This is a genomic window from Streptomyces sp. NPDC002994 (assembly GCF_040611155.1).
GTDB lineage: Bacteria > Actinomycetota > Actinomycetes > Streptomycetales > Streptomycetaceae > Streptomyces.
On sequence record NZ_JBEXNQ010000042.1, the window covers coordinates 17,714 to 39,055 of the forward strand.

The 21,342-nt window shown below is 72.0% G+C and carries 13 protein-coding genes and 2 pseudogenes; 6 read left to right on the forward strand and 9 right to left on the reverse strand.

Annotated features, from left to right (window positions below; genetic code table 11):
• Window positions 1-75 precede the first annotated feature (75 nt).
• The 4 genes from ABZX79_RS35290 to ABZX79_RS35305 form a co-directional block, all read right to left on the reverse strand.
• Window positions 76-4,968, reverse strand: a complete 4,893-nt coding sequence (locus ABZX79_RS35290) for a hypothetical protein (RefSeq protein WP_355267302.1) — start codon at window positions 4,966-4,968, stop codon at window positions 76-78.
• Between the two features lie 91 nt (window positions 4,969-5,059).
• Window positions 5,060-6,067 (reverse strand): hypothetical protein, encoded by a 1,008-nt coding sequence (locus tag ABZX79_RS35295; protein ID WP_355267305.1) that lies wholly within the window; start codon window positions 6,065-6,067, stop codon window positions 5,060-5,062.
• Between the two features lie 463 nt (window positions 6,068-6,530).
• The gene (locus tag ABZX79_RS35300; RefSeq protein WP_355267308.1) at window positions 6,531-8,057 is read right to left on the reverse strand and encodes a hypothetical protein; all 1,527 of its coding nucleotides are present in this window, start codon (window positions 8,055-8,057) and stop codon (window positions 6,531-6,533) included.
• 92 nt (window positions 8,058-8,149) lie between these two features.
• The gene (locus ABZX79_RS35305; RefSeq protein ID WP_355267311.1) at window positions 8,150-8,863 is read right to left on the reverse strand and encodes a GntR family transcriptional regulator; all 714 of its coding nucleotides are present in this window, start codon (window positions 8,861-8,863) and stop codon (window positions 8,150-8,152) included.
• A gap of 178 nt (window positions 8,864-9,041) precedes the next feature.
• Between ABZX79_RS35305 and ABZX79_RS35310 the strand changes: the two genes are divergently transcribed.
• Genes ABZX79_RS35310 through ABZX79_RS35330 form a run of 5 tightly spaced genes read left to right on the forward strand, consistent with a single transcriptional unit; the run spans window position 9,042 to window position 13,391 of the window.
• A complete protein-coding gene (locus tag ABZX79_RS35310) occupies window positions 9,042-10,319 on the forward strand; it encodes an MFS transporter (RefSeq protein ID WP_355267314.1) in 1,278 nt (425 codons plus the stop codon).
• Complete coding sequence (locus ABZX79_RS35315; RefSeq protein WP_355267317.1) at window positions 10,316-11,119, forward strand: putative hydro-lyase; 804 nt, start codon at window positions 10,316-10,318, stop codon at window positions 11,117-11,119. Before ABZX79_RS35310 ends, ABZX79_RS35315 begins: the two co-directional genes overlap by 4 nt.
• A gap of 18 nt (window positions 11,120-11,137) precedes the next feature.
• Window positions 11,138-11,902 (forward strand): 5-oxoprolinase subunit PxpA, encoded by a 765-nt coding sequence (locus tag ABZX79_RS35320; protein ID WP_355267320.1) that lies wholly within the window; start codon window positions 11,138-11,140, stop codon window positions 11,900-11,902.
• 5 nt (window positions 11,903-11,907) lie between these two features.
• Window positions 11,908-12,525, forward strand: a complete 618-nt coding sequence (locus ABZX79_RS35325; RefSeq protein WP_355267347.1) for an allophanate hydrolase subunit 1 — start codon at window positions 11,908-11,910, stop codon at window positions 12,523-12,525.
• Window positions 12,522-13,391, forward strand: coding sequence for a biotin-dependent carboxyltransferase family protein (locus ABZX79_RS35330; RefSeq protein WP_355267322.1), 870 nt, complete (start codon window positions 12,522-12,524; stop codon window positions 13,389-13,391). The genes ABZX79_RS35325 and ABZX79_RS35330 overlap by 4 nt, the downstream gene beginning before the upstream one ends.
• 16 nt (window positions 13,392-13,407) lie before the next feature.
• Here ABZX79_RS35330 and ABZX79_RS35335 read toward each other — a convergent pair whose 3' ends face one another.
• The 5 genes and pseudogenes from ABZX79_RS35335 to ABZX79_RS35355 form a co-directional block, all read right to left on the reverse strand.
• The gene (locus ABZX79_RS35335) at window positions 13,408-17,022 is read right to left on the reverse strand and encodes a hydantoinase B/oxoprolinase family protein (RefSeq protein ID WP_355267325.1); all 3,615 of its coding nucleotides are present in this window, start codon (window positions 17,020-17,022) and stop codon (window positions 13,408-13,410) included.
• Window positions 17,019-17,754 (reverse strand): annotated as a pseudogene (locus tag ABZX79_RS35340) (SGNH/GDSL hydrolase family protein). Before ABZX79_RS35340 ends, ABZX79_RS35335 begins: the two are co-directional and overlap by 4 nt.
• 170 nt (window positions 17,755-17,924) lie before the next feature.
• Window positions 17,925-18,601: pseudogene (locus ABZX79_RS35345) on the reverse strand (glycosyltransferase); the annotation flags it as partial.
• Between the two features lie 198 nt (window positions 18,602-18,799).
• A complete protein-coding gene (locus ABZX79_RS35350) occupies window positions 18,800-20,218 on the reverse strand; it encodes a HEAT repeat domain-containing protein (protein WP_355267328.1) in 1,419 nt (472 codons plus the stop codon).
• A 258-nt stretch (window positions 20,219-20,476) separates the two neighbouring features.
• Window positions 20,477-20,869 (reverse strand): ankyrin repeat domain-containing protein, encoded by a 393-nt coding sequence (locus ABZX79_RS35355; protein ID WP_355267331.1) that lies wholly within the window; start codon window positions 20,867-20,869, stop codon window positions 20,477-20,479.
• 272 nt (window positions 20,870-21,141) lie between these two features.
• On the opposite strand from ABZX79_RS35355, the gene ABZX79_RS35360 reads away from it, so the two are divergent.
• On the forward strand, window positions 21,142-21,336 hold the full coding sequence (locus ABZX79_RS35360; protein WP_028814016.1) for a hypothetical protein: 195 nt from the start codon (window positions 21,142-21,144) through the stop codon (window positions 21,334-21,336).
• Window positions 21,337-21,342 lie beyond the last annotated feature (6 nt).

Sequence of the window (21,342 nt, forward strand, 5' to 3'; positions counted from 1 at the left end):
GGCCTGGGACTCAGGGCGCCGCCGCGGCCCGCCCGGCCCCGCCCGCGGGCTCGGCGCCCCGCGGCAGGCTCGCCGCTACTCGGCCGGCGCCGTCGAGCGCTTGAACATGCGCGTCGCCGTGATCTCGCCGTGCACCGTCTCGCCGTCCGGGTCCTGCTGCGGCAGCCCCGGCCGCAAGTGCTCCTCCACGCTGATGTACTTCAGCCCCGCCCGGAGGTCGGCGTCGTTGCGCAGCCGGATGACCAGCGGGAATTCGGCGAGCGCGGTCGTGTCGAACAGCCCGGTCGTATAGAGCAGCTGCACGCCGAGGGCGTCGGACACCGCCCGCTGGAGCTCCAGCAGGTACGTGGCGTTGGCTCGGCCGATGGGGTTGTCGAGGAAGAGCGTGCCCGCGTGCCGGTGCTTGTCGCGGCCCCGGTCGTTGCTGCGCAGCGCGGCCATCGTGCAGTACAGCGCGATCGCGGCCGTGAGCAGCTGGCCGCCCGAGAAGACGTCGCCCATCTGCCCGACCGGAACCCGCTCGGCGCGCAGCACGGCGTCCGGCTTGAGGATCTCGACCGAGATGCCCTTGGGCTGGAGCGCGGCCTGAACACCCCGCAGGAGCAGTGACATTCCGTCCCGGCGCAGGTCGGAGTTCTTCTTCACGGCGGCGCTGGTCGCCTCGTCGATGACCTCGCCGAGCCGCTCGACGAGCGTCGCCTGGTCCGGCTCCTCGAAGCGGATCCGCAGGAACTCCTGACCGGACCACTCCCCGAGGCCTTCCGGCAGCTGGGAGAGCCGCTGGGCCGAGCGGAGCGTCGCCAGGGCGGACTCCACGAGGCCGCGGAGCCGGTCGACGATGCTGTCTCGGTTGCGCTCCAGCTGCGCCAGCTCGTCGGTCAGTACCCGCAACCGGGGCTCGAACGCCGCCGCCCACGCCGCCGCGTGCTCGGGCAGCGAGGCGGCCGGCAGCTCGCGGATCTGCTGGCGCGCGGGGGTGCGTACCTGCTCGTACCGCGTGGAGTTGGCATGCCGTACGAGTACGTCGCTGGCCTCGCGCACCGCGGACTCGGCTCCGGACAGTTCGGCCGCGCACCCGCGCAGCGAGCGGCGGGAGTCGGCCGCCGACTGCCGCGCCTCCTCCAGGCTGCCGGGGTACGCATCGGACTCTTCCGCGCCCTCGTCCTCCTGGTGGTGGTCCCTCAGCAGGTCGCGCAGCAGCGCCCCCGTCTCGTCGAAACCGCCCGCCGCGTCCTCGGCCGCGCGGTGTGCCCGCAGCAGCTCGGCGTGGGCCGCGCGGGCGGAGTCCAGCGCGTCGGTGCGGGCGGCGAGCTCGGAGGTGGCGGTGCGCAGGAGCGTCTGCGCGTGCTCCGCGTCGGCCGGTACGAGTTCGTCGGGCAGCTCGGTGTGCGCGGTGCCGTCCTCGGGGGCGAGACGCTCGGCCTCGCCGCGGAGCCTTCCGAGCTGCTCGCTCGCGGCGGACGCCCTCGACTCCAGCATCTGTACGAGCGATTCGGCGCGCGCCACCGCGGCCTGACGGGACGGGCCGTCGGCACCGTCCGTGCCCTCCAGCATCTGGGCGGCCCTGGTGCGGACCTTGTTGCTGAGCCGGTTGAGCTCGGCGAGGGCGGCGCTCTCGTCGCTCTCGGCCCTGGCCTGCTCGGCGCGCAGGTCGGCGCCGACGCCGACCTTCTCGTAGAGCTGGGACGCGGCGCGGTACGCCTCGCGCAGCGCGGGCAGCGCTACGCGCGGTGCGTCCTCGTCCGGTTCCAGCAGCGTCTCGGGCGCGCCGGCGATCTCGGCCCGCTCGGCGCGCAGTGTGCGCGCGGTCCTGTGCGCGTCGTCGGCGGTGCGCTGGGCGGCTCGGCGGTCCTCGTCGGCGGCCTTGGCGCGCTCCAGGAACACCGTGGCCCTGGCCTCCAGCTCTGCGGCTTCCTCGGTCAGTTCGCGCACCTTGACCTGCCAGGCGGCGCGCTCTCGCAGCCGGTGGGCGAGGCCTGCGAGGGCGTCGGCGACGCGGCGGGCGCGCTGGGCGGCGTCCTGCCGCTCGTCCCTGACTCGGGCGGCTTCGGCCGCGGCCTCGTCGGCCTCGGCGCGGACCGTACGGGCCTCGGCGAGCACGGCTTCGGCCGCCTCGGCAGCCTCGCCTGCCGTCCTGGCGGCCTCGGCCAGTTCGGCGAGCATGCCGGGCGGGCAGTCGGCGCGCCAGGAACCGAGGCGGGCGGCGAGCGTACGGTCGCCGGCCAGTCGGGCCGCGAGCCTGCGGATCTCCTCGTCGCGAGCTATGGCCCTGACCCGCAGCGCCTGGCGTTCCTCGTCGGCCGCGTGCTCGTCGTGCATGGCCGGGTTCGGCGGTACGAGAAAGACGTCGGCGCGCTCGGATCCGGCGGCGCCGGGCGCCGGTACGGGCGCCAGGAGTGCGGCGGCGGTGCCGACGGCGACGGCCGAGCGGGGCAGCAGCGCGGCGCCGGCGAGGGCTTCGCGCGCCCGGGTGTGCGCGTCGGGGTCGGTGATGACCACGCCGTCGACGAGCTCGGGCCGGGCGGCGAGCACGGCGGCGTGGTCGGCGGGGGCGACGGCCTGGGCGAGGTAACGCCAGCCCGGCAGGGCCGGGATGCCGTGCTCGCCGAGGAACTCGACGGTGGCCAGGACGTCGGGGCCGGGCGGCAGCAGCCCTCCGTCGCCGAGCGCGCCGAGGATGCGCGAGTCGTCGGCTGCGGCGGTACGCAGCTCGAAGAGCTGCCGTTCGGCGGAGGTGATGCCCTGGTCGAGCAGGACGAGGAGGTCCTCGGCGTTACGGTCCAGCTCCTCGACGGTGAGGGGGCCTTCAGCGCTGCGGCGGGGGCCGCGGACGGAGTGCGTGGATGCGGCTGACCGGCCGAAGGCGTCGGTGCGAGTGGCTGTGCGGGTGGCGGCGCCGTCGGCCGCGCTGCCCTGAGCGGCCGCCTCACGGTCGTCGGCGCCGCTCGCACCGCCGGATGCGTCCGTCTGCCGGTCGTCCGACTGAGCGCCGTCGGCCCGCCCCTCGGGGGCACCCTCCGCCGACTCCGCGACAGCGGCGTGCACGCCTTGGCTCGCCGGGCGACCGTCGGCAGCGACCGCTCGGCGGGGCTGCGGTACGCCCTTGGCGGCGGGCGGCAAGGGCGACGGCAGGCTGAGCAGTTCCGCCAGGCGGTCCTCCGCTGCGAGCGACTGCGCCGCGCGGCGCTCCGCTTCGTACGCGTGCTCCGCGGCCTGCGCGGCATCCGCCGCGCGTGCGGCCGCCAGTTCGGCGCGCGCCTCGGCGCCGGCGGCCTCCTTCGCCCGGTCGCCCGTCGCCCGGGCGGCTTCGCGCGCGGTGTCCCACGCGGCGACCGCCGTTTTCTCCGCGTCGGTCGCGGCCAGCGCCGCCCGCGCCGGGTCGGCGTCCGGGGCCGTGTCGTCGAGCCAGCCGGCGTGTACCGCCTCCGCCGTTTCCTGTTCGACCTCGGAGAGGCGCTGGCGCAGGTGCCCGGCCTCGCTACGGGCGCGCTGCGCCTGCGTGGCGGCAGTGGTGGCGTCGCGGTGCGCTGCCTCGCCCGCCTCCTGAAGGGCGGCCGAGCGCTCTTCCTCCTCGGCGGCGACCCGCTCGCCGTCCTCGGCTGCCGCGTGCAGCGCCCGTACGAGCTCACCCGCGGCCGTGGCACGGGCGGCCAGCGCCGGGGCGGCGTCGCGCTCGGCCTCGCGGATGGCCACGGCGACGCGCGCGGCACGGTCCGCGGCGGCGCGGTGGCGCAGTACGGCCTCGGCGGCCTGCCAGGCGGCGTGCAGTGTGCGGGCGTCGGCGAGCTCGCGGCGCTGCGCGCCTGCCGCCTTCTCGGCGGCGGCGAGAGCCAGCGAAGCGTGCCGGTAGGCGAGTTCGCTCGCGATGAGGGAGCTGCGGCTGCGCTCCTGTTCGGCCTCGGTGACCGTGTGCGCGGTGACCGTGACCTGCTGGGCGAGCTCGGCGGTGCGGCCGCGCTCCTCGTCGGCTCGCGCCGAGAGCCGACGGGCGAGCGTACGGGTCCTGCGCTCGGCGGCGGCGTGGACGTCGCGGGCTCGCACGCGCGTCTCGGCGGCGTCGACGATGCGGCCGAGCAGGTCGACGGAGCCCGCCGTGAAGTCTCGTTCGGCGGTGAGCTCGGCCCGGCGGCCGAGCTTGTTGCCGAAGCCGTGGACGAGGTCGGCGAGGCCGTCGGTGTCCCTGGTGTCGGTGACGGCGCGCAGCAGCAGGTCGGTGAAGTCCGAGTCCTTCTTGACCGCGAAGAGGCCGGCTGCCTCGCCCTCATCGGCGTTCATCTCGCGCTGATAGCGGAAGAGTTCAGGGTCGAGGCCCAGGTCACCGAGGTGTTCGTTCCAGCGGTCGTGGATCTCTTCCCAGTGGATGTCCAGGTGCGGGTATGCCTTGCCGGCGTCGGTGATCGCGTCGCGGAAGCCCTTCATGGTGCGGCGGCGGCCCTTCGCGCCCGAGACTCCCTCGCCGTACGGGCGTACGGCAGTGGACTCGGCCACCGGCAGCGAGTCGAGACTGAGCCCGGGGCCGGGGCGGAAGGAGTACCAGGCCTCGGCGAACTTCCGCGGGTCGTTGGACACCTGCCGCCCGCGCCACTCGCTCACCTTGCCGACGACCACGCATTCTCCGGTGAGCGTGTGCTGCCATTCCAGCGCGACGTGACCGCAGTCGTCAGCGAGCAGGAATTTGCGCAGTACGCCGGAACTCGCGCCCCCGAGCGTGTTGCGGTGGCCCGGCAGCATCACCGAGAAGATCAGCTTGAGCAGGACGGACTTGCCGCCGCCGTTCTCCAGGAAGAGCACGCCGGCGGGCGCGGGCCTGCGCGGCGGGCCGACCGGCTCATCCTCGAAGAACTCCGCCTGGGCGGGGGCGGGGTTGGGCACGGGCTCGCCGACTCCGCGCAGGTCAAGCACGGTGTCGGCGTAGCGCGCACCGGCGGGCCCGATGGAGTAGAGGCGGACCCGGGACAACTCGTACATGGCGGCGGACTCTCGTCGTAAGTCGTGAAGTGGAGCGGCAGGTGTGGGGCGACTGCTCGGCCCGTCGGCTGGTTGGCCGGCCGGCCGTGGGTCAGGCGTGGAAGGGCAGGCCGGCCTCGGCGGTCAGTTCGAGGTCGTCGGCGTCCGACGGCGGCACGAGCGTGGCGCTGCCGTCGGTCACCGGCACCACGCCCAGTTCCAGCAGCTCGGCCATGGCGGCGCTGCCCGCCATGTCGCGGACCTGCAACTGGTAGCGGGCGGTGGTGCGGTACGCCCCTCCCGCGTCGTCACCCGTGCGGTGCAGGAAGCCGGAGTCGGCAAGGAAGGCAACGGCCTTGCCGACGATGCCGGTGGTGGAACCGGCCAGCCGCCGCGCGTCCTTGGTGGCGCCGGTCGCGCTGCGGCGGGCGTAGATCCGCCAGGCCGCTTCGAGGCCGGGGGCCTCGGTGGCCGGGTCGGTGTTCTCGCCCTGCTCGTCGGCGCGCTCCTCCAGGCGGCGGCATGCCTGGCGCACGAAGGCGTCGACGCCGTTGACCGTTATGCGGCCGATGTAGCCGTCGTCGGCGAGGTCTTCGGGGCGGGGGAAGGCCAGCGCGGCGACGGCGAGGTGCGCGAGGCCGTGCAGGAACCGGTCGGCGGAGTCGGCGGAGGCACGCCGGGCGTAGTCGCCCATGCGTACGGCGAAGACGGAGTCCTCTCCGGCGGAGACGGCCATGCCTGCGCGTGTGGAGACTTCCAGGACGATGAGCCCGAGCCCGGTCGCGACGGCGTCGGCGAGCCGTGCGAAGGCGGGCTCTTCGCGGTAGCGGCGGAGGAGGTCGGCGTACTCCATGTCGCGGGCGGGCAGCAGTTTGGGCTGGAGGCCGAAGGACACGAGCCGCGCGGCGTCGGCCGCGTCGGCGGGCGTGACGGCGGGCGTGACGGCGCCATGCGCGGCGGGCGAGGGAGCGGTCGCGGACACCTCGGCGGGCTCGGCGGGCATGGGGCGCTCGGCGCGCTCGGCATGCTCGGCCGTGGCCGCTGCGGTTGCGGTTGCGGTTGCCTCGTTGACGGCTCGCTCGCTCCACGCGTCGGCGTGCTCGGCGTGGTGGTCGCTCACGGCTGCTGCTCCTCGGTACGGAAGTTCTCGGTTTCAGGTACGGACGGGATGGCGCGCCCCGCGCGTGGAGCGCCCGGAATCCCGGCAGGGGCAGCACGGTCACCACCCTGCGGCCGCGCGTGCGGCGCACGGGAGTGCGGCGCGTGGCCGAGCGGCGGCCGGACGCGTGGCACACCCAGGCGCACCGCGCGGCAACGTCGCCTGTGCCCGTACGCCGAACGACCGCACGCCGCGTCACCGCCCACGGCGTCACCGCGAGACAGGTCACCGCGCTGGGTGTCAACACGCAGCGTGCCACCACCCCACGGGGCGCAACCGCCCAACACACGACCACGCGGCGCGTGGACGGCTGTGTGTGCTGTCGCAGGGGCGGAGGCGGGAGTGGCGGGTGTCGCCGTGTGGGGCGGCAATGGAATCGCCGTACCGGCCCTGCCTGGGTCCGTGCTGGTGGCGCCTCTCGTGATCATGCCGCCTCCGTCCGGTCCGCGGCCATCCCGGCGGCGTCCAACAGGGCCATGCCCACTATCAGGTCGGCGCCGCCGAACTCCGGGTCGTCGAGCTCGGTGCCGTCGTCCACCGCGAACAGCAGCCGCTTCTCGCCCTGCCGGTAGGCCGTGCCGACCGGCGGGCTCGCCGCGTGGACCGCGAGCAGCGCGACCAGGTACGGAAGCTCCGGGTCGCGGCGACGTGCCTCGGCCAGCAGACCGGACAGCCTGCGCGGCGCATCGTGCGGCAGGTCGAGCAGCTCCATCGCGCTCGCCAGCTGTTCCTCGCTGAACCGGCTGTCGTCAGGGGTGGCGATCAGGTCGGGCTCCTCCATCTCGGCGCCCAGATGATCCCGCTCCACCGGCGGCGTCAGCAGTATGTCGACCAGGTCCCCGACACGTACCGACACGGGCGTGCGCAGCCCGGTTCCGCGTGCGAAGAAGGCGTCGGTGACCCGGATCGCCTGCTCGACCGGCAGGGGCAGCAGCGGCGCGACGAGCTGGCCGTACAGGTCGAGTCCCGTCCGCGCCGTGGGCGTGGCGAAGGCCTGGCGGTCCTGCTCCGCGCGGAACAGCGGTCCCGCGTCCAGGAGCCGGGACTGGAGCTGCGTGTGCCTGCGGATGCAGTCCTTGACGATGTCGACGAGCTCGGCCGCGCGTCGCTTGTGCTCCGGGTCTTCGGCCTCGTCGCGCGCCTTGCGGATGTTGGTGAGGATCGCGTTCTCGTGCCGGTACCGGTCGGCGACGTGGTCGAGCGCCTCGGCGATCATGTCGGGCACGGAGTTGAGCCAGTCGACGGCGCGCACGTTGCGCCGGGTCGCCTCCAGCGTCCTGCGGAGCGTCTCGGCGTACTGCACGGTCCGGTAACGGGCCTGCTCGGCGGCGAGCTGGGCGTCGGCGAGCCGGCCCCGGCTGATCAGGACTTCGAGCTTGACCTCGGCGGCGATCTGCGCGCTGGTGACGTCCGTGTCGAGGGCGCCGACGAGGACGTTGACCGCCTCGTCGGTGGTCCGCAGATAGACGCTGCCGCCGTACCCGGGGACCTCCTCGATGAGCTTGAAGTCGTAATCCCTGCGCACATAAGCACCGTCGGGGCCGAAAGTGCCATAAACCGCCCGGAAGCCGCGGTCCACGCTTCCGACGTTGATCAGGTTCTCCAGGACCCAGCGGGCGACGCGCTCATGCTCGGCGAGCGGGCGGTTCGGCGCCTGGGCGGCGACGCGCGGAAGGAGTCTGGCCACTATCTGCTCGTGGTCGGCGCCCGTGTCGAAGTCCATGTTGAGCGTGACGAGGTCGATCGCGGCGAGCGCGACCTCCGCCATCGCGTAGACCGAGTACTCACCTGCGAGATTCGCCTTGCGTACGTCGAGATCGTGCAGCGGCGCCGTGCAGGCGAGCGCGCGGAGCCGCCGCGCGAGCCCCTCGTCGGCGGCCGGGCCCTGTGCGGGCCGCGGCCCCGCGCTGAGCTGGGGCGGAACGAATTCCGTCGATGCAGGCGAAGTCACGTGGCACAGATTAGGTCCTCGCACTGACAACGGTCGAAACGGCGCAGAAGCGACCGCACGCGCAGGACCGGGTCAGCGGGGCCACAAGCCCCTCATGTCCCCCAGTTCCCGGTCTCGATGTGGCGTGCGTACACCTCGACGAGCTGGGTGCGGGAGTCGTCGAGATAGCCGGCGAGCAACTGTTCGCCGGTCGTATTGTCGCCCGTGCGCAAACATTCCAGAATCTGCCGGTTCCGTACGAGATAAGGCTCGTGCAGTCGGCGCGGATCGGCCACCACATGGAAAGCGAGGCGCAGTTCGGCCAGGACGCTGCGCATCAGCTCGTCGGTGCGCGGACTGGCGGCGAGGGCGACGAGTTCGCGGTGGAAGTGGATGTTGGCGGTCGATACGCCCTTCCACTCCCGCCGCGCCGCGGCCCGCTCGCCGTCACCTACGGCCTTGTCGAGGCCGTCGAGGGGAAAGGGCGGCGCACCGAGTCCGCGGACGACGGCACATTCGATCAACCGCCTGATGCGGTAAATGTCCTCTACGTCCTCTACCGCGAGGACACGGACGAAGACTCCGCGGTTGAGCTGGTGAACGAGTAGCCGCTCGTGGGTCAGCAGCCTGAAGGCCTCGCGCAGCGTGTTGCGCGAGACGCCGAGCGCCTTGCCGATGCTGTCCTCCGAAAGGCGCTCCCCCGGCGGGAAGTAGCCCTCGGCGATGCGGGTGCGGAGGATGTCCGCGACTCGCTCCGCCGTGCTGGTGCGGCCCAGCAGCGGGCGGTCGTCGGCCAGCCCGCCGGCCTCGGACTCCGTCGTCCTCACAGCGCCTCTCTCCCTCAGCTCCCCGCGTCGGCCGCTATCGCCGGTCGCGTGGTGTCCATCGTAGAAGCAAGAACGACCCGACATGACTCTTGTCGGATCGTTCAACAATCCCCTACCTTGGCGTCACCGCACGGTCTCCGGCGCACTCCTCCTCCCTCCTCCCTGCTGCGAGGTGCAGATGAGTACCACCCAGGCACAGCTGAAGCAGAACGAACTCCCTGACGACAGTGGTGCGTTCGCCTGGCTGCGTGCCCTCGGGCCGCGCGGCCGCCGCGCCTTCGGCGGAGCGTTCGGCGGATACGCCCTCGACTCCTACGACTTCTTCACGCTGCCGCTGAGCATGGTGGCGATCTCCGCCTACTTCAGTCTCAGCACCGGGCAGACCGGCCTCCTCACGACCGTCACCCTGGTCGTCTCCGCGATCGGCGGCGCCATCGCGGGCATCGCCGCCGACCGCATAGGCCGGGTGAAGGCGCTGATGATCACGGTGATCACGTACGCGCTGTTCACCGTCCTGTGCGGGTTCGCACCCAACTACGAGACGCTGCTTGTCTTCCGCGCGCTCCAGGGGCTCGGTTTCGGCGGCGAGTGGGCGGTCGGCGCGATCCTGGTGGCCGAGTACTCCTCGGCCAAGCACCGCGGCCGTACGCTCGGAGCCATCCAGAGTTCCTGGGCGGTCGGCTGGGCGCTCGCGGTCATCGTCTACACACTGGTCTTCCAGTTCCTGGACCCGGACACGGCCTGGCGCGTGATGTTCTGGACCGGCGCTCTTCCGGCGCTCCTGGTGATCTGGGTACGCCGCCACGTCAGCGACGCACCGGAAGCGACGCGGCGTCGTCTCGCGAGCAGCGACAAGGGCTCCTTCACGACCATCTTCAAGAAGGACCTGCTGCGCACCACGCTCTTCGGTGTGCTGCTTTCCACCGGTGTGCAGGGCGGCTATTACACGCTCGCCACCTGGGTGCCCACCTACCTCAAGACGGAGCGTGGCCTTACCGTCGTCGGCACGGGCGGCTATCTGACGTTCCTCATCTCGGGTGCCTTCATCGGCTACCTCACGGGCGGCTATCTCACCGACAAACTGGGCCGCAAGAAGAACATCGCTCTCTTCGCGTTCCTGTCGGCCGCCTGCATCGCCGCCTACACCAACATCCCCTCCGGGGCGAACAATGTGGTGCTCGTCCTGGGCTTCCCGCTGGGGTTCTGTATGTCGGCCATTTTCAGCGGCTTCGGTTCGTTCCTCAGTGAGCTCTATCCGACGGCGGTTCGCGGGACCGGTCAGGGGTTCACGTACAACACGGGCCGTGCCGTGGGTGCGTTCTTCCCGACGCTCGTCGGCTTCCTGGCGGGCAGCTGGGGAGTCGGCGGCGCGCTGATCTTCGGTGCGGTCGGTTACGGGCTCGCCGTACTGGCACTGTTCGGGCTTCCCGAGACGCGCGGAAGGGAGCTCCAGTGAACGTCACCACGACGCACAGGGGAACGACGGGCAAGAGCCCCCGGGAAGCGCGCGAGCTGTTCCGTGCGGGGACCAGGTCGACCACCGCCGGATGGGCGCCCGGACACGCCCAGGCGAACCTCCTGTCAGTGCCCGCGGACTGGGCGTACGAAGTGCTGCTCTTCTGCCAGCGCAATCCGAAGCCCTGCCCGGTGCTGGACGTGACCGACGCCGGGTCCTGGAGCACGCCGCTGGCACCCGGCGCCGATCTGCGTACCGACCTGCCCGGCTACCGGGTCTGGCAGCACGGCGAACTCGTCGACGATCCCACCGAGGTGACCGGCCACTGGCGCGACGATCTGGTGTCCTTCCTCATCGGGTGCAGCTTCACCTTCGAGGCGGCCCTGTCGGAAGCCGGTGTGCCGATGCGTCACGTCGAACAGGGGCGCAATGTCTCGATGTACACGACGGGCCGCCCGTGCCGTCCGGCGGGACGGCTGCACGGCCCGATGGTGGTGTCGATGCGCCCTGTTCCCCCGGACCACCTCTCCGCGGCGATCCGGGAGAGCGCCCTGCTGCCCGACGTACACGGCAGTCCGGTGCACTGCGGTGAGCCGGCCGGGCTGGGTATCGCGGACCTCGGGCGCCCGGACTTCGGCGATCCGGTGGACGCGGAGCCGGGCGACATTCCGGTGTTCTGGGCGTGCGGGGTGACACTGCAGGCTGCGGTAATGGCCTCACGGCCGCCCTTCGCGATCACCCACGCACCGGGCCAGATGTTCATCACCGATGCCCGCGACGAACAGTTCCGCGTGGCCTGACAGGAGACGGATCCGTACATGACCTCGGTTTCGATCGATCTCAACGCCGACCTCGGGGAGGGGTTCGGGCGCTGGCAGTTGACCGACGACGAACAGCTGCTGTCCGTCGTCACCAGCGCCAACGTCGCCTGCGGCTTCCATGCCGGTGACGCGGCGACCATGCGCCGCGTCTGCGACCTCGCGGCCGAGCGCGGGGTGCGGATCGGTGCCCAGGTTTCGTACCGCGATCTGGCCGGCTTCGGGCGGCGCTCGATGGACGTCCCTTCGGACGAACTCGCCGCCGAAGTCGCCTACCAGATAGGCGCGCTGGAGGTGTTCGCGCGAGCGGCCGGTTCGTGGGTCTCGTACGTCAAACCGCACGGCGCGCTTTACAACCGGGTGGTGCACGACGAGGAACAGGCGGCCGCTGTCGTCGACGGTGTACTGCTCGCCGGCGGCGAACGACCGGTCCTGGGACTGCCCGGATCGCGCTTCCTGGACATCGCCGCAAAGGCCGGGCTGCCGGTCGTCGCCGAGGCGTTCGCGGATCGTGCGTACACGCCGGAAGGGACGCTCGTTCCGCGCGGACAGGAGAACGCTGTCGTCACGGACCCGGGAACGGTCGTTGAACGCTCCCTCTCCATGGCCCGGTTCGGCGTGGTCACATCGCACTGCGGCCGCCCAGTAGGCGTGCGTGCCCGCTCGCTGTGCCTGCACGGGGACACCCCGGGCGCCGTCGGCCTGGCCCGCCGCGTACGGGAACGTCTGGAGGCCGCAGGCGTCCGGGTGGAGGCCTTCGTATGAGCACCATGCGGGCACTGCCGGTCGGTGACCGCGCCCTCCTGGTGGAGCTCGACAGCGGCGAGGAGGCGGAAGCGCTCCACGCGGAACTGCTGCGGCGCCGGGCGGCGGGCACGCTCCCCGCCGTGCGGGAGATCGTCCCTGCGGCGCGCACGGTGCTGCTCGACGGCCTCGACGATCCCGGGCGCTTCGCGGAGCGCCTGGCCGGATGGGAGATCCCGCCGCTGTCGCCCGGCGTCGGGGGCGCGATCGAAATCCCGGTGCGTTACGACGGTCCCGATCTCGCGGTGGTGGCCGGGCTGTGGGGCGTACCCCCCGACGAGGTGGGCCGGATTCACTCGGCGACCGAGTTCCGGGTGGCGTTTTGCGGGTTCGCTCCCGGGTTCGGCTATCTGACCGGTCTCGCCGAGCGGTACGCCGTGCCGCGCAGGGCCACGCCGCGCACAGCGGTGCCGGCGGGCGCCGTCGCACTGGCCGGCGCGTACACGGGGGTGTACCCGCGCTCGTCCCCCGGCGGCTGGCAGCTCATCGGCTCCACGCGGGCCGTGTTGTGGGACCACGCGCGGGTGCCCGCCGCTCTGCTCACGCCGGGCGCGCGGGTGCGTTTCGTACCGGAGGAGCTGTGACGGACCGGGCTTTCGCGGTGGTACGGGCGGGCGCGCTGACGTCCGTACAGGACCAGGGGCGGTCCGGTCATGCTCACCTGGGGGTGCCGCGCTCGGGCGCGCTGGACAGGCCCGCGAGCGATCTCGCGAACCGGCTGGTGGGCAATCACGCGGAGGCAGCCGTCCTGGAGACGACTCTGAACGGCTGTGCGGTACGGCCGCGTTGTGCGGTCACCGTGGCGGTCACCGGTGCGCCCTGCCGGGTCACCGTGGACGGCCGCCCCGCCGCCTGGGGCGCACCGGTGCGCGTGGCGGCGGGAGCCGTACTGGAGGTGGGGCAAGCGGCGGGTGGCGTACGGAGCTATGTCGCGTTCGCCGGAGGGATCGCCTGCGAACCCGTGCTGGGCAGCCGCTCCACCGATCTGTTGTCCGGACTGGGCCCCGCGCCCCTGACCGACGGTGCGGTGCTGCCGCTGGGCCGCGAGTCAGGGCCACCGGTGTACGCCGATGCCGTGCCCTGGCAGGGGCCGCCGCGCGAACTGGTGCTGCGGTTCGGTCCCGGGCCGCGTACGGACTGGTTCACCGTACGGTCGCTGCACACCCTGGCCAAGGCGGTCTACCGGGTCTCCTCCGCGAGCAACCGCATCGGGCTGCGCACGGACGGCCCCCCTCTGGAGCGCGCCGTGCACGGTGAACTGCCCAGCGAGGGCATGGTCCTCGGCGCGGTGCAGGTCCCGCCGGACGGGCGCCCTGTGGTCTTCCTGGCCGACCACCCCACTACGGGCGGATATCCGGTGATCGCGGTCGTCAAGGAGTCGGATCTCGCCGCGGCGGCGCAGGCCGCGCCCGGTACGCCGATCCATTTCGTCCCCGCAAGGAGGCGCTGAGAGCCCTCAGAACCCTTCAGGAAGCGTCAGGGGCGCCGTATCCGCCCCCGCCGGGCGTCCGGATCACCAGGACGTCCCCGGGCCCCACTTCGGCCGTGTCGCAACCCTCCAGCGGCGTGAGGGTGCCGTCGGCGCGCTCGACGAGGTTGCTGCCGGTCGCTCCGGGCCCACCGCCCGCCATGCCGTACGGCGGGACGCGGCGGTGGCCGGAGAGCAGCGCCACCGTCATCGGTTCCAAGAACCGGATCCTGCGTACCACCCCGCAGCCGCCCCGCCACCTGCCGTCTCCCCCACTGCCCTCACGTACGGAGAAGCCGTCCAGGCGCACCGGATGACGCCACTCCAGCACTTCGGGGTCGGTGAGGCGCGAGTTGGTCATATGGGTCTGCACGGCATCGGCCCCGTCGAATCCGTCGCCCGCCCCCGAGCCGCTCGCCACGGTTTCGTAGTACTGCACGTGGTCATTGCCGAAGGTGACGTTGTTCATGGTTCCCGAGCCCTCGGCCTGGACGCCGAGCGCGGCGTACAGAGCGCCGGTCACCGCCTGCGAGGTCTCGACGTTGCCGGCCACGGTCGCGGCCGGATGGACGGGCGCGAGCATGGAGCCTTCCGGGACTCGCACCTCCAGGGGTTCGAGGCAGCCGCTGTTGAGAGGGATGTCGTCGGCGACGAGAGTCCTGAAGACGTACAGAACGGCCGCCATGACCACCGACTTGGGCGCGTTGAAGTTCCCCGCCTGCTGAGGCGCCGTACCGGCGAAGTCCAGGACCGCGCTGCGTGCCTCCCGGTCCACCCGCAGGGCGACCTGGATGACGGCTCCACTGTCCGTCTCATAGCGGTACTCGCCGTCCCGCAGCCCGGCGACGATACGGCGCACGGATTCCTCGGCGTTGTTCTGTACGTGCCGCATGTACGCCTGGACCACATCGAGCCCGAACTGGTCGACCATGCGACGCAGTTCGGCGATGCCCTTCTCGTTGGCGGCGATCTGCGCGCGCAGGTCGGCCAGGTTGGTGTCAGGGTCGCGCGACGGATACGCGGCGGTGGTCAGCAGTTCGCGCGTCTCGTCCTCGCGCAGCCTGCCGTCCCTCACGAGAAGCCAGTTGTCGAAAAGGACGCCCTCTTCGTGCACGGTACGGCTGAAGGCGGGCATGGAACCGGGGGTGATGCCGCCGATCTCGGCATGGTGTCCGCGCGAGGCCACCAGGAAGCGCAACGGACCGCCGTCGGCGTCGAAAACGGGGGTCACCACGGTGACGTCCGGCAGGTGTGTGCCCCCGTGGTACGGGTCGTTGATGGCGTACACGTCGCCAGGGCGCATGGCCCCCTCGTTGCGCCGCAGCACCTCCTTGATGGACTCCCCCATCGAACCGAGGTGTACGGGAATGTGCGGGGCGTTCGCGATGAGATTGCCGTACGCGTCGAAGAGTGCGCAGGAGAAGTCCAGCCGTTCCTTGATGTTGACGGAGTGGGCGGTGTTTTCGAGGCGTACGCCCATCTGCTCGGCGATGGCCATGAAGAGGTTGTTGAACACCTCCAGCATGACGGGGTCCACGTCCGTGCCGACCGCCGTTCTGCCGGGCCGCGGGCGCACGCGCGTGAGCAGCAGATGCCCCCGTTCTCCGGCGGCCGCCTGCCAGCCGGGGTCGACGACCGTGGTGGCGTCGTCCTCGGCGATGACGGCGGGGCCTTCGACGGTGTCCGTGGGCCGCAGGTCGTCGCGCCGGTACAGCGGGGTGTCCTGTCGGCGTCCCTCGGTGAACATCCGTACCGTCGAACGGGGCCTCAACGTTCCCGTGTGCGTGCGCCCTTGCGTGATGTTCCCGGGAACGCTCGGTCCCGCCACGCCCACGCCCACGGCCTCGACCGAGACGGCTTCCACAACCAGCGGCTTGTCCATGGTGAAGGCGTACCGCGCACGGTGGTCCGCTTCGAAGGACGCGCTCATGTCCTGGACGCTGCTCAGGGCCACCGGAAGGCTCGCGTCCGTACCGGCGTACCGGATCAGCACGCGCGCGTGCGTGCTGATCGCCGTGTCCGCGATGCCGTCGGCTCGCAGTTCCTCGCGGGTACGTCCGGCCAGCCGGTCGCACAGTTCCCGTACGCGCCCGAGCGTCTCCTCGTCGAGCCGCGCCTCGACCGACTGCTCGCGCATGGCGGTCGCGTCGGCCAGCCCGATGCCGTACGCGGAAAGCACGCCGGCCAGCGGAGGCACGATGACCGTGTTGACGCCCAGCGCGTCGGCGACCGCGCACGCGTGCTGTCCGCCCGCGCCGCCGAAGCTGGTGAGGGCGTAGCGGGTGATGTCGTGACCACGCTGTACGGAGATCTTCTTGACGGCGTTCGCCATGTTGAGCACAGCGATGTCGAGGAAGCCCGACGCGACCTCCTCGGGGCTGCGCCGTACAGCGGTCGCTTCCGCGACGTCGTCTGCGAGCCGCGCGAACCGGCGGTGCACCGTCCCGGCGTCCAGGGGCTGGTCGCCGTGCGGTCCGAAGACGGCGGGGAAGTGGTCCGGCTGGACGCGCCCGAGCATGACATTGGCGTCGGTGACCGTGAGGGGGCCGCCGCGCCGGTAGCAGGCGGGCCCCGGGACGGCGCCCGCCGAGTCGGGCCCGACCCGGTAGCGCTGGCCGTCGAAGTGCAGCACGGAGCCGCCGCCCGCCGCGACGGTGTGGATGTTCATCATCGGAGCGCGCATGCGTACGCCCGCGACCTGCGTGCCGAAGTCCCTTTCGAACGTGCCGGCGTAGTGCGACACATCGGTGGACGTGCCGCCCATGTCGAAGCCGATGACGCGCTCGAACCCGGCCTGTTCCGATGTACGCGCCATTCCCACGACGCCACCCGCGGGGCCCGACAGCACGGCGTCCTTGCCGCGGAAGTGTGCGGCCTCGCGCAGCCCGCCGTTGGACTGCATGAACATCAGACGCACGCCTCGCAGTTCCGTGGCGACCTCGTCGACGTACCGGCGAAGGATCGGCGAGAGGTACGCGTCCACGACGGTGGTGTCACCGCGCGGCACCAACTTGATCAGCGGGCTGACCTCGTGCGAACAGCTCACCTGGGTGAACCCGAGTTCACGCGCCACGGCGGCGACGGCGGACTCGTGCGCGGGATGACGGTAGCCGTGCATCAGCACGACGGCGGCGCTGCGGAAACCGTCGCTCCGCGCGGAGCGCAGTTTCTCGGTGACGGCCGCGAGATCCAGCGGCCGTACGGTCGCGCCGTGCGCGTCGATCCGTTCCGGTACTTCCACGACGCGCTCGTACACCGCCTCGGGCAGCACGATGTGGCGGTCGAAGAGCCGGGGGCGGTTCTGGTAGGCGATGCGCAGGGCGTCTCCGAAGCCTTCGGTGATGACCAGTACGGTCGGCTCCCCGCGCCGCTCCAGGAGCGCGTTGGTGGCGACCGTCGTGCCCATCTTCACGGTGTTGATCCGGTCGGCCGGGACCGGCTCGCCGGGTCCGAGCTCCAGCATCAGCCGGATTCCGGCGACGGCCGCGTCCCGGTAGCGCTCCGGGTTGTGCGAGAGCAGTTTGCGGGTGACGAGCCGCCCGTCGGGCCGTCGGCCCACTACGTCGGTGAAGGTGCCGCCACGGTCGATCCAGAATTCCCAGCGCCCGCTCATTCTCCCATTCTGGCAAGGCGCGGCGGCGATACGGCGGCGAGCGCGGCCGAGAGCGCCTGGGAGGCGCGCAGATCGAGCCGCGTGCTGGTGCCGCGTGCCGTACCTCCGCGGCCGCCAGGCCCAGGAGTTGCGGCAGCAGGTCGGTGGAGCGGCGCGCCAGCCAGCCGGTGCCCGCCGTCAGCAGCCACAGGAGAGCGGCCGCGTGGGTGGGCGGGGGCTGCTCGGGTTCATGCCCCGGCGCCGCGCCGGTCGCGAGCCCTTCGGCGGCGAGCAGTGCGTGAAAGCGGGCGGCGATCAGCCGGTGCCCGCGCTCGCCCGGGTGCAGCCTGTCCGCGCTCCACAGGGCCCGGTCGGTCACCCAGGTGGCCTCGGCGACGTGCAGGTGTACGGCGCCGTAGCGCGCCGACAGGGCGGTCGCGGTCAGGGCCGCGTACACCCCGTCGAGCTGGACCGTGAGGTCGTGGATGTCGAAGGTGCGGCGAAGGGTGTCGTGGACGCCGACGACTACCGAGGCGATGTCGGGGGTGAAGGCGAGGGCGCGGGGCGCCTGGCGTTCGGCTACGTCGCGGGTGAGGGCGCCGCTCACGGCGTAGTTCTGGAATTCGGCGGGCTGGTCCGTGCGGCGAGGCCGTTGGCCAGTAGCGCGGCCCAACCGCGCCAGCCGCCGGCCACGGGGTCCCCGACGCCCTCAGTGAGGGAGTCCCCCAGGGCCGCGAACCGCACCGGCCGCACGGTGCCAGGGCCGGGCCGGGGCCGACGAGTCTTTTCCCCAACCCGCCCCTTCCCGCAACTGGGGCTCCGCCCCAGACCCCGGTCCTCAAACGCCGGACGGGCTGGGTGGTTTCGGGGGAGCTCAGGGCACGCCCGAAGGGCGTCCACGGGCCCAGCGTGGGCTTCTGGGGTCATGACGTCACCTGCCGTTCCCGCGTCAGCGCCTTCGCATCGTGCGCCGCCAGGAACGCTTCCACCGCTGCCGGCCAGTCGAAGAGTTGACGGCGTCGGCGAACACCTCGCCTGAATCGGTGGCCGACAGGCCTGCGTCTGCGATGACCTCCGGGAGTGCGGAGGACGCACTTGCGACGACCGGAGTGCCGCAGGCCAGCGCCTCCAGTGCGGACAGTCCGAAGGTTTCGGCGGGGCCGGGGGCCAGGCAGATGTCCGCCGCCGCCTGAAGGTCGGCCAGTTCGTCTCGGTCGGCCACGTGTCCCAGGAAGAAGGCGGGCAGCCGTTCCGTGCGCGCTCTGCGCATCAGGCCGTCCCGCAGGGGCCCGTCCCCCGCGATCACCAGTGCCGCCCTCACGCCGTTCCCGCGAAGCGCCGCAAGGGCGTCAAGGGCCGTTCCCGGGTGCTTCTCCACCGACAGACGCGAGCACAGCAGGAGCAGTACGTCGTTCCCGTGTGCGTGCCGTGCGCGCAGCGCCGTACTGCGGCGCCCGGGACTGTATATATCCAGGTCGACGCCCAGGGGGGCGCGCACCACATTGCGCGCCCCTATGCGTACGAACTCACGCTCCGCCCACTCCGTCGTACACACGATCCGCGAGTACGCCCACGCACTGCGCAGGTTCAACCGGTCTGCAGGGCGCAGTGGGCCACGCCGTTGACGTCGGGCGGAAAGGACTCGGTGACGATGACGACACGCATACGCATACTCGTGTTGTCGTCGCGCCATGAGTGTCCCGGCCGACTTGGATCTTTCCGGGCGAGGAACGTCCTATGAGCGTTTGGCCCCCGTGCCCGTCACGCCGCCCTGGCGCCCGCTCCGTGGCGCTCGTTCTCAGACAGCGGGCGCGTCCGGCCCGATCCTGCTCCGTACGGCGGTCTGGACCTCGGCCTCCTCGGCCGGGTCGGCGGCGAGCCGCCGCAGTCTCTCCGCCACGCGCGCGTCGCCGGTCTCGGCGTGCCGTGCGGCCACTTCTCTGGTGGTTTCCTCGCAGTCCCACAGGCACTCGACAGCGAAGCCGGTGGCGAACGAGGGGTCGGTGGCGGCCAGGGCGCGCGCCGCGCGGCCGCGCAGGTGCGAGGACGCCGTCTCCCGGTAGACGTGGCGCAGTACGGGCGCCGCGGCGCAGATGCCGAGCCGTCCCGCGCCGTCCACGAGGGTCCACAGGAGCGGTGCGTCGGGCCCGTCCGCCCGTACGGTCTCCCGCAGCGCACCGAGCACGAGCGGCGCGTCCTGGGCCCCGCCCCGGCAGGCGAGCACGCCGGCCGCCGACGCCCCGAGGGCGTCGGGACGATGCACCCAGCCCCGCGCGCGGTCCACCGCGTCGGCGCCGCACATCCGCTCGAAGGCGGCGACCGCGGCGTCCGCGACGGTACGGGAAGGACTCTGCACCGCCGCTTCGATGAGGTCGAGCACGACGGGGTCCCGTGATTCGGCGAGGTAGTGCAGCGCGGTGCAGCGCGCGCCGTCCTGGCCGCCGCGCGCCGCCTCGACGATCGCCGAGCGGTCCGCGGGTCCGGCGACGGCCGTCAGACACCTGGCGGCCGGCACATGGAGCGGCGTACCGCGGTCGAGGCCCTGCTGGGCCCAGTCGAACACGGCCTGGACGCTCCAGCCGGGGCGTGGCCCCGTCGGCCGCATCTGCCGCTGCCAGCGGTGGAACGAGCCCTGCTCACCGGCCGCCCGCACGCGGGCACCGATGCTTTCGCGCGGGTCCTCCGACCACAGCCGCCAGGGCCGCGGCTCGAAGGCGTCCCGCACGGCGGCGGCCAGCTCGGCCTCGCCCTCCGCGGTGCCGGGGAACCGGGCGAGAACGGCCACGGCGAGGCCGCGCAGTCCGGCGTCGTCGTCACGCAGGGCGAGCTCGTCGAGGGCCCACGCCCAGTTGGCGCCGGTCCTGGCGTACCTGCGCAGCAGTACGAGAGCGTCGTCCCTGCCGTACGAGGCGAGATGGCCCAGCACGGCGAGCGCCAGGCCGGTCCTACCCTCGTCGTCGTCGACGAGGTCCTCCGGGTCGAAGAGGTGCTGCTCGATCGCTTCGAGCCCGCCGTCGAGATCCAGGTAGAGGCGCGCGTAGTAGAGCGAGCGGTTCTCGACCTGCCAGTCGTGGCGGGGGTCGTCGAGAACGCAGTGGTTGAGAGCCGCGAGCGCTTCGGGGCGGGGCGCGGCGAGCGCGTGCAGCGTGCCGTCGCCGCGGCCCCTCTGCAGGAGGCCGAGCAGCGTGCCGCTCGGCGCTATGACTGGATCGAACATGGAAAAAGCCTCACATCAAGCTGTCGACGCAACCGGGATACGTGCCGTGTCTAGGCCGCGCGGCAACATGTCCGGGCGTCCGCCGTCGACTCTTGCTCGCTGTAGACCATCTTCCTCTGCCTCTCGTCGGTGGGCCCGGAGTGGGCCCGCTCACATTCCCCGTGATCCGGCAACTTCTGCCCGCATCGCGTGCATGTGAATCCGACGTCATGATGACCCAGCCATTTCACCGACGCGACCACATTTACGGCGACCCGGTCATCGGGCCCCGAAGAGCTCCAGCAGGTCCTTCTTGTCGAACATGCGAGCGGTGTCCACCGCGGACGGCGTTCCGGCGGCCGGGTCGGCGCCTCCCTCGACCAGTGCGCGGACCACCGCTTCCTCGCCCTTGAACACGGCGCCTGCGAGCGGCGTCTGGCCGCGGTCGTTGGCCCGGTCGGGGTCGGCCCCACGGCTCAACAGGGCCTCCACGGCGGCGGCGTGGCCGTGATAGGCCGCGAGCATCACGAGAGTGTCGCCCCGGTCGTTGGTGAGGTTCGCGGACACGCCCGCGTCGACGTACGCGGCGAGCGCCTCGGCCTCTCCCTGACGCGCCAGGTCGAAGACCTTGCCGGCCAGTTCGACCACCTCGGGATCCGGGGTTTCGCTCATCGGACGGACCGCCTTCCACTGCCGTTCACTGCTGTGACCTGTACGTACGGCACCAGCGCCGTACGAGTGAATCGTCAGGGTACTGCCCGCTCGCCGACATGACGCGGCCCGGCAGCGGCAAAGATCGGGGCGAGCCGACCCCGAAGCCGAGCCGCATCGGCCACTCCAGTGAAAAACCTGAAAAGTAACCCATTTGCACCTTTTGCCGTATAGATACATGCTGTGAGCCTGGAAGAACTCATGGTGACTGTCCCCTCAACCAGGAGAACCTCATGATCCTGTCCATCTCAGGCGTCGTGCTTCTCGGCATCATCGTCTTCCTCTTCTTCCGGAAAGACGGCCTCAAGGCGTCGCACGCCCTCGTCTGCGCACTGTTCGGCTTCTACCTCGCGGGCACAGCCATCGCACCGAGCATCAAGGCCGGAGGCGCGAGCCTCGCCGGCCTCCTGGGCGGGATCAAGTTCTGACCTGCC

Bases quoted from the DNA above. Each gene is read 5' to 3' on its own strand.
- ABZX79_RS35290 (WP_355267302.1), bottom strand. From the start codon at position 4,968: ATGTACGAGTTGTCCCGGGTCCGCCTCTACTCCATCGGGCCCGCCGGT.
- ABZX79_RS35310 (WP_355267314.1), top strand. From the start codon at position 9,042: ATGAGTACCACCCAGGCACAGCTGAAGCAGAACGAACTCCCTGACGAC.
- ABZX79_RS35320 (WP_355267320.1), top strand. From the start codon at position 11,138: ATGACCTCGGTTTCGATCGATCTCAACGCCGACCTCGGGGAGGGGTTC.
- ABZX79_RS35325 (WP_355267347.1), top strand. From the start codon at position 11,908: ATGCGGGCACTGCCGGTCGGTGACCGCGCCCTCCTGGTGGAGCTCGAC.
- ABZX79_RS35335 (WP_355267325.1), bottom strand. From the start codon at position 17,022: ATGAGCGGGCGCTGGGAATTCTGGATCGACCGTGGCGGCACCTTCACC.
- ABZX79_RS35350 (WP_355267328.1), bottom strand. From the start codon at position 20,218: ATGTTCGATCCAGTCATAGCGCCGAGCGGCACGCTGCTCGGCCTCCTG.
- ABZX79_RS35355 (WP_355267331.1), bottom strand. From the start codon at position 20,869: ATGAGCGAAACCCCGGATCCCGAGGTGGTCGAACTGGCCGGCAAGGTC.
- ABZX79_RS35360 (WP_028814016.1), top strand. From the start codon at position 21,142: ATGATCCTGTCCATCTCAGGCGTCGTGCTTCTCGGCATCATCGTCTTC.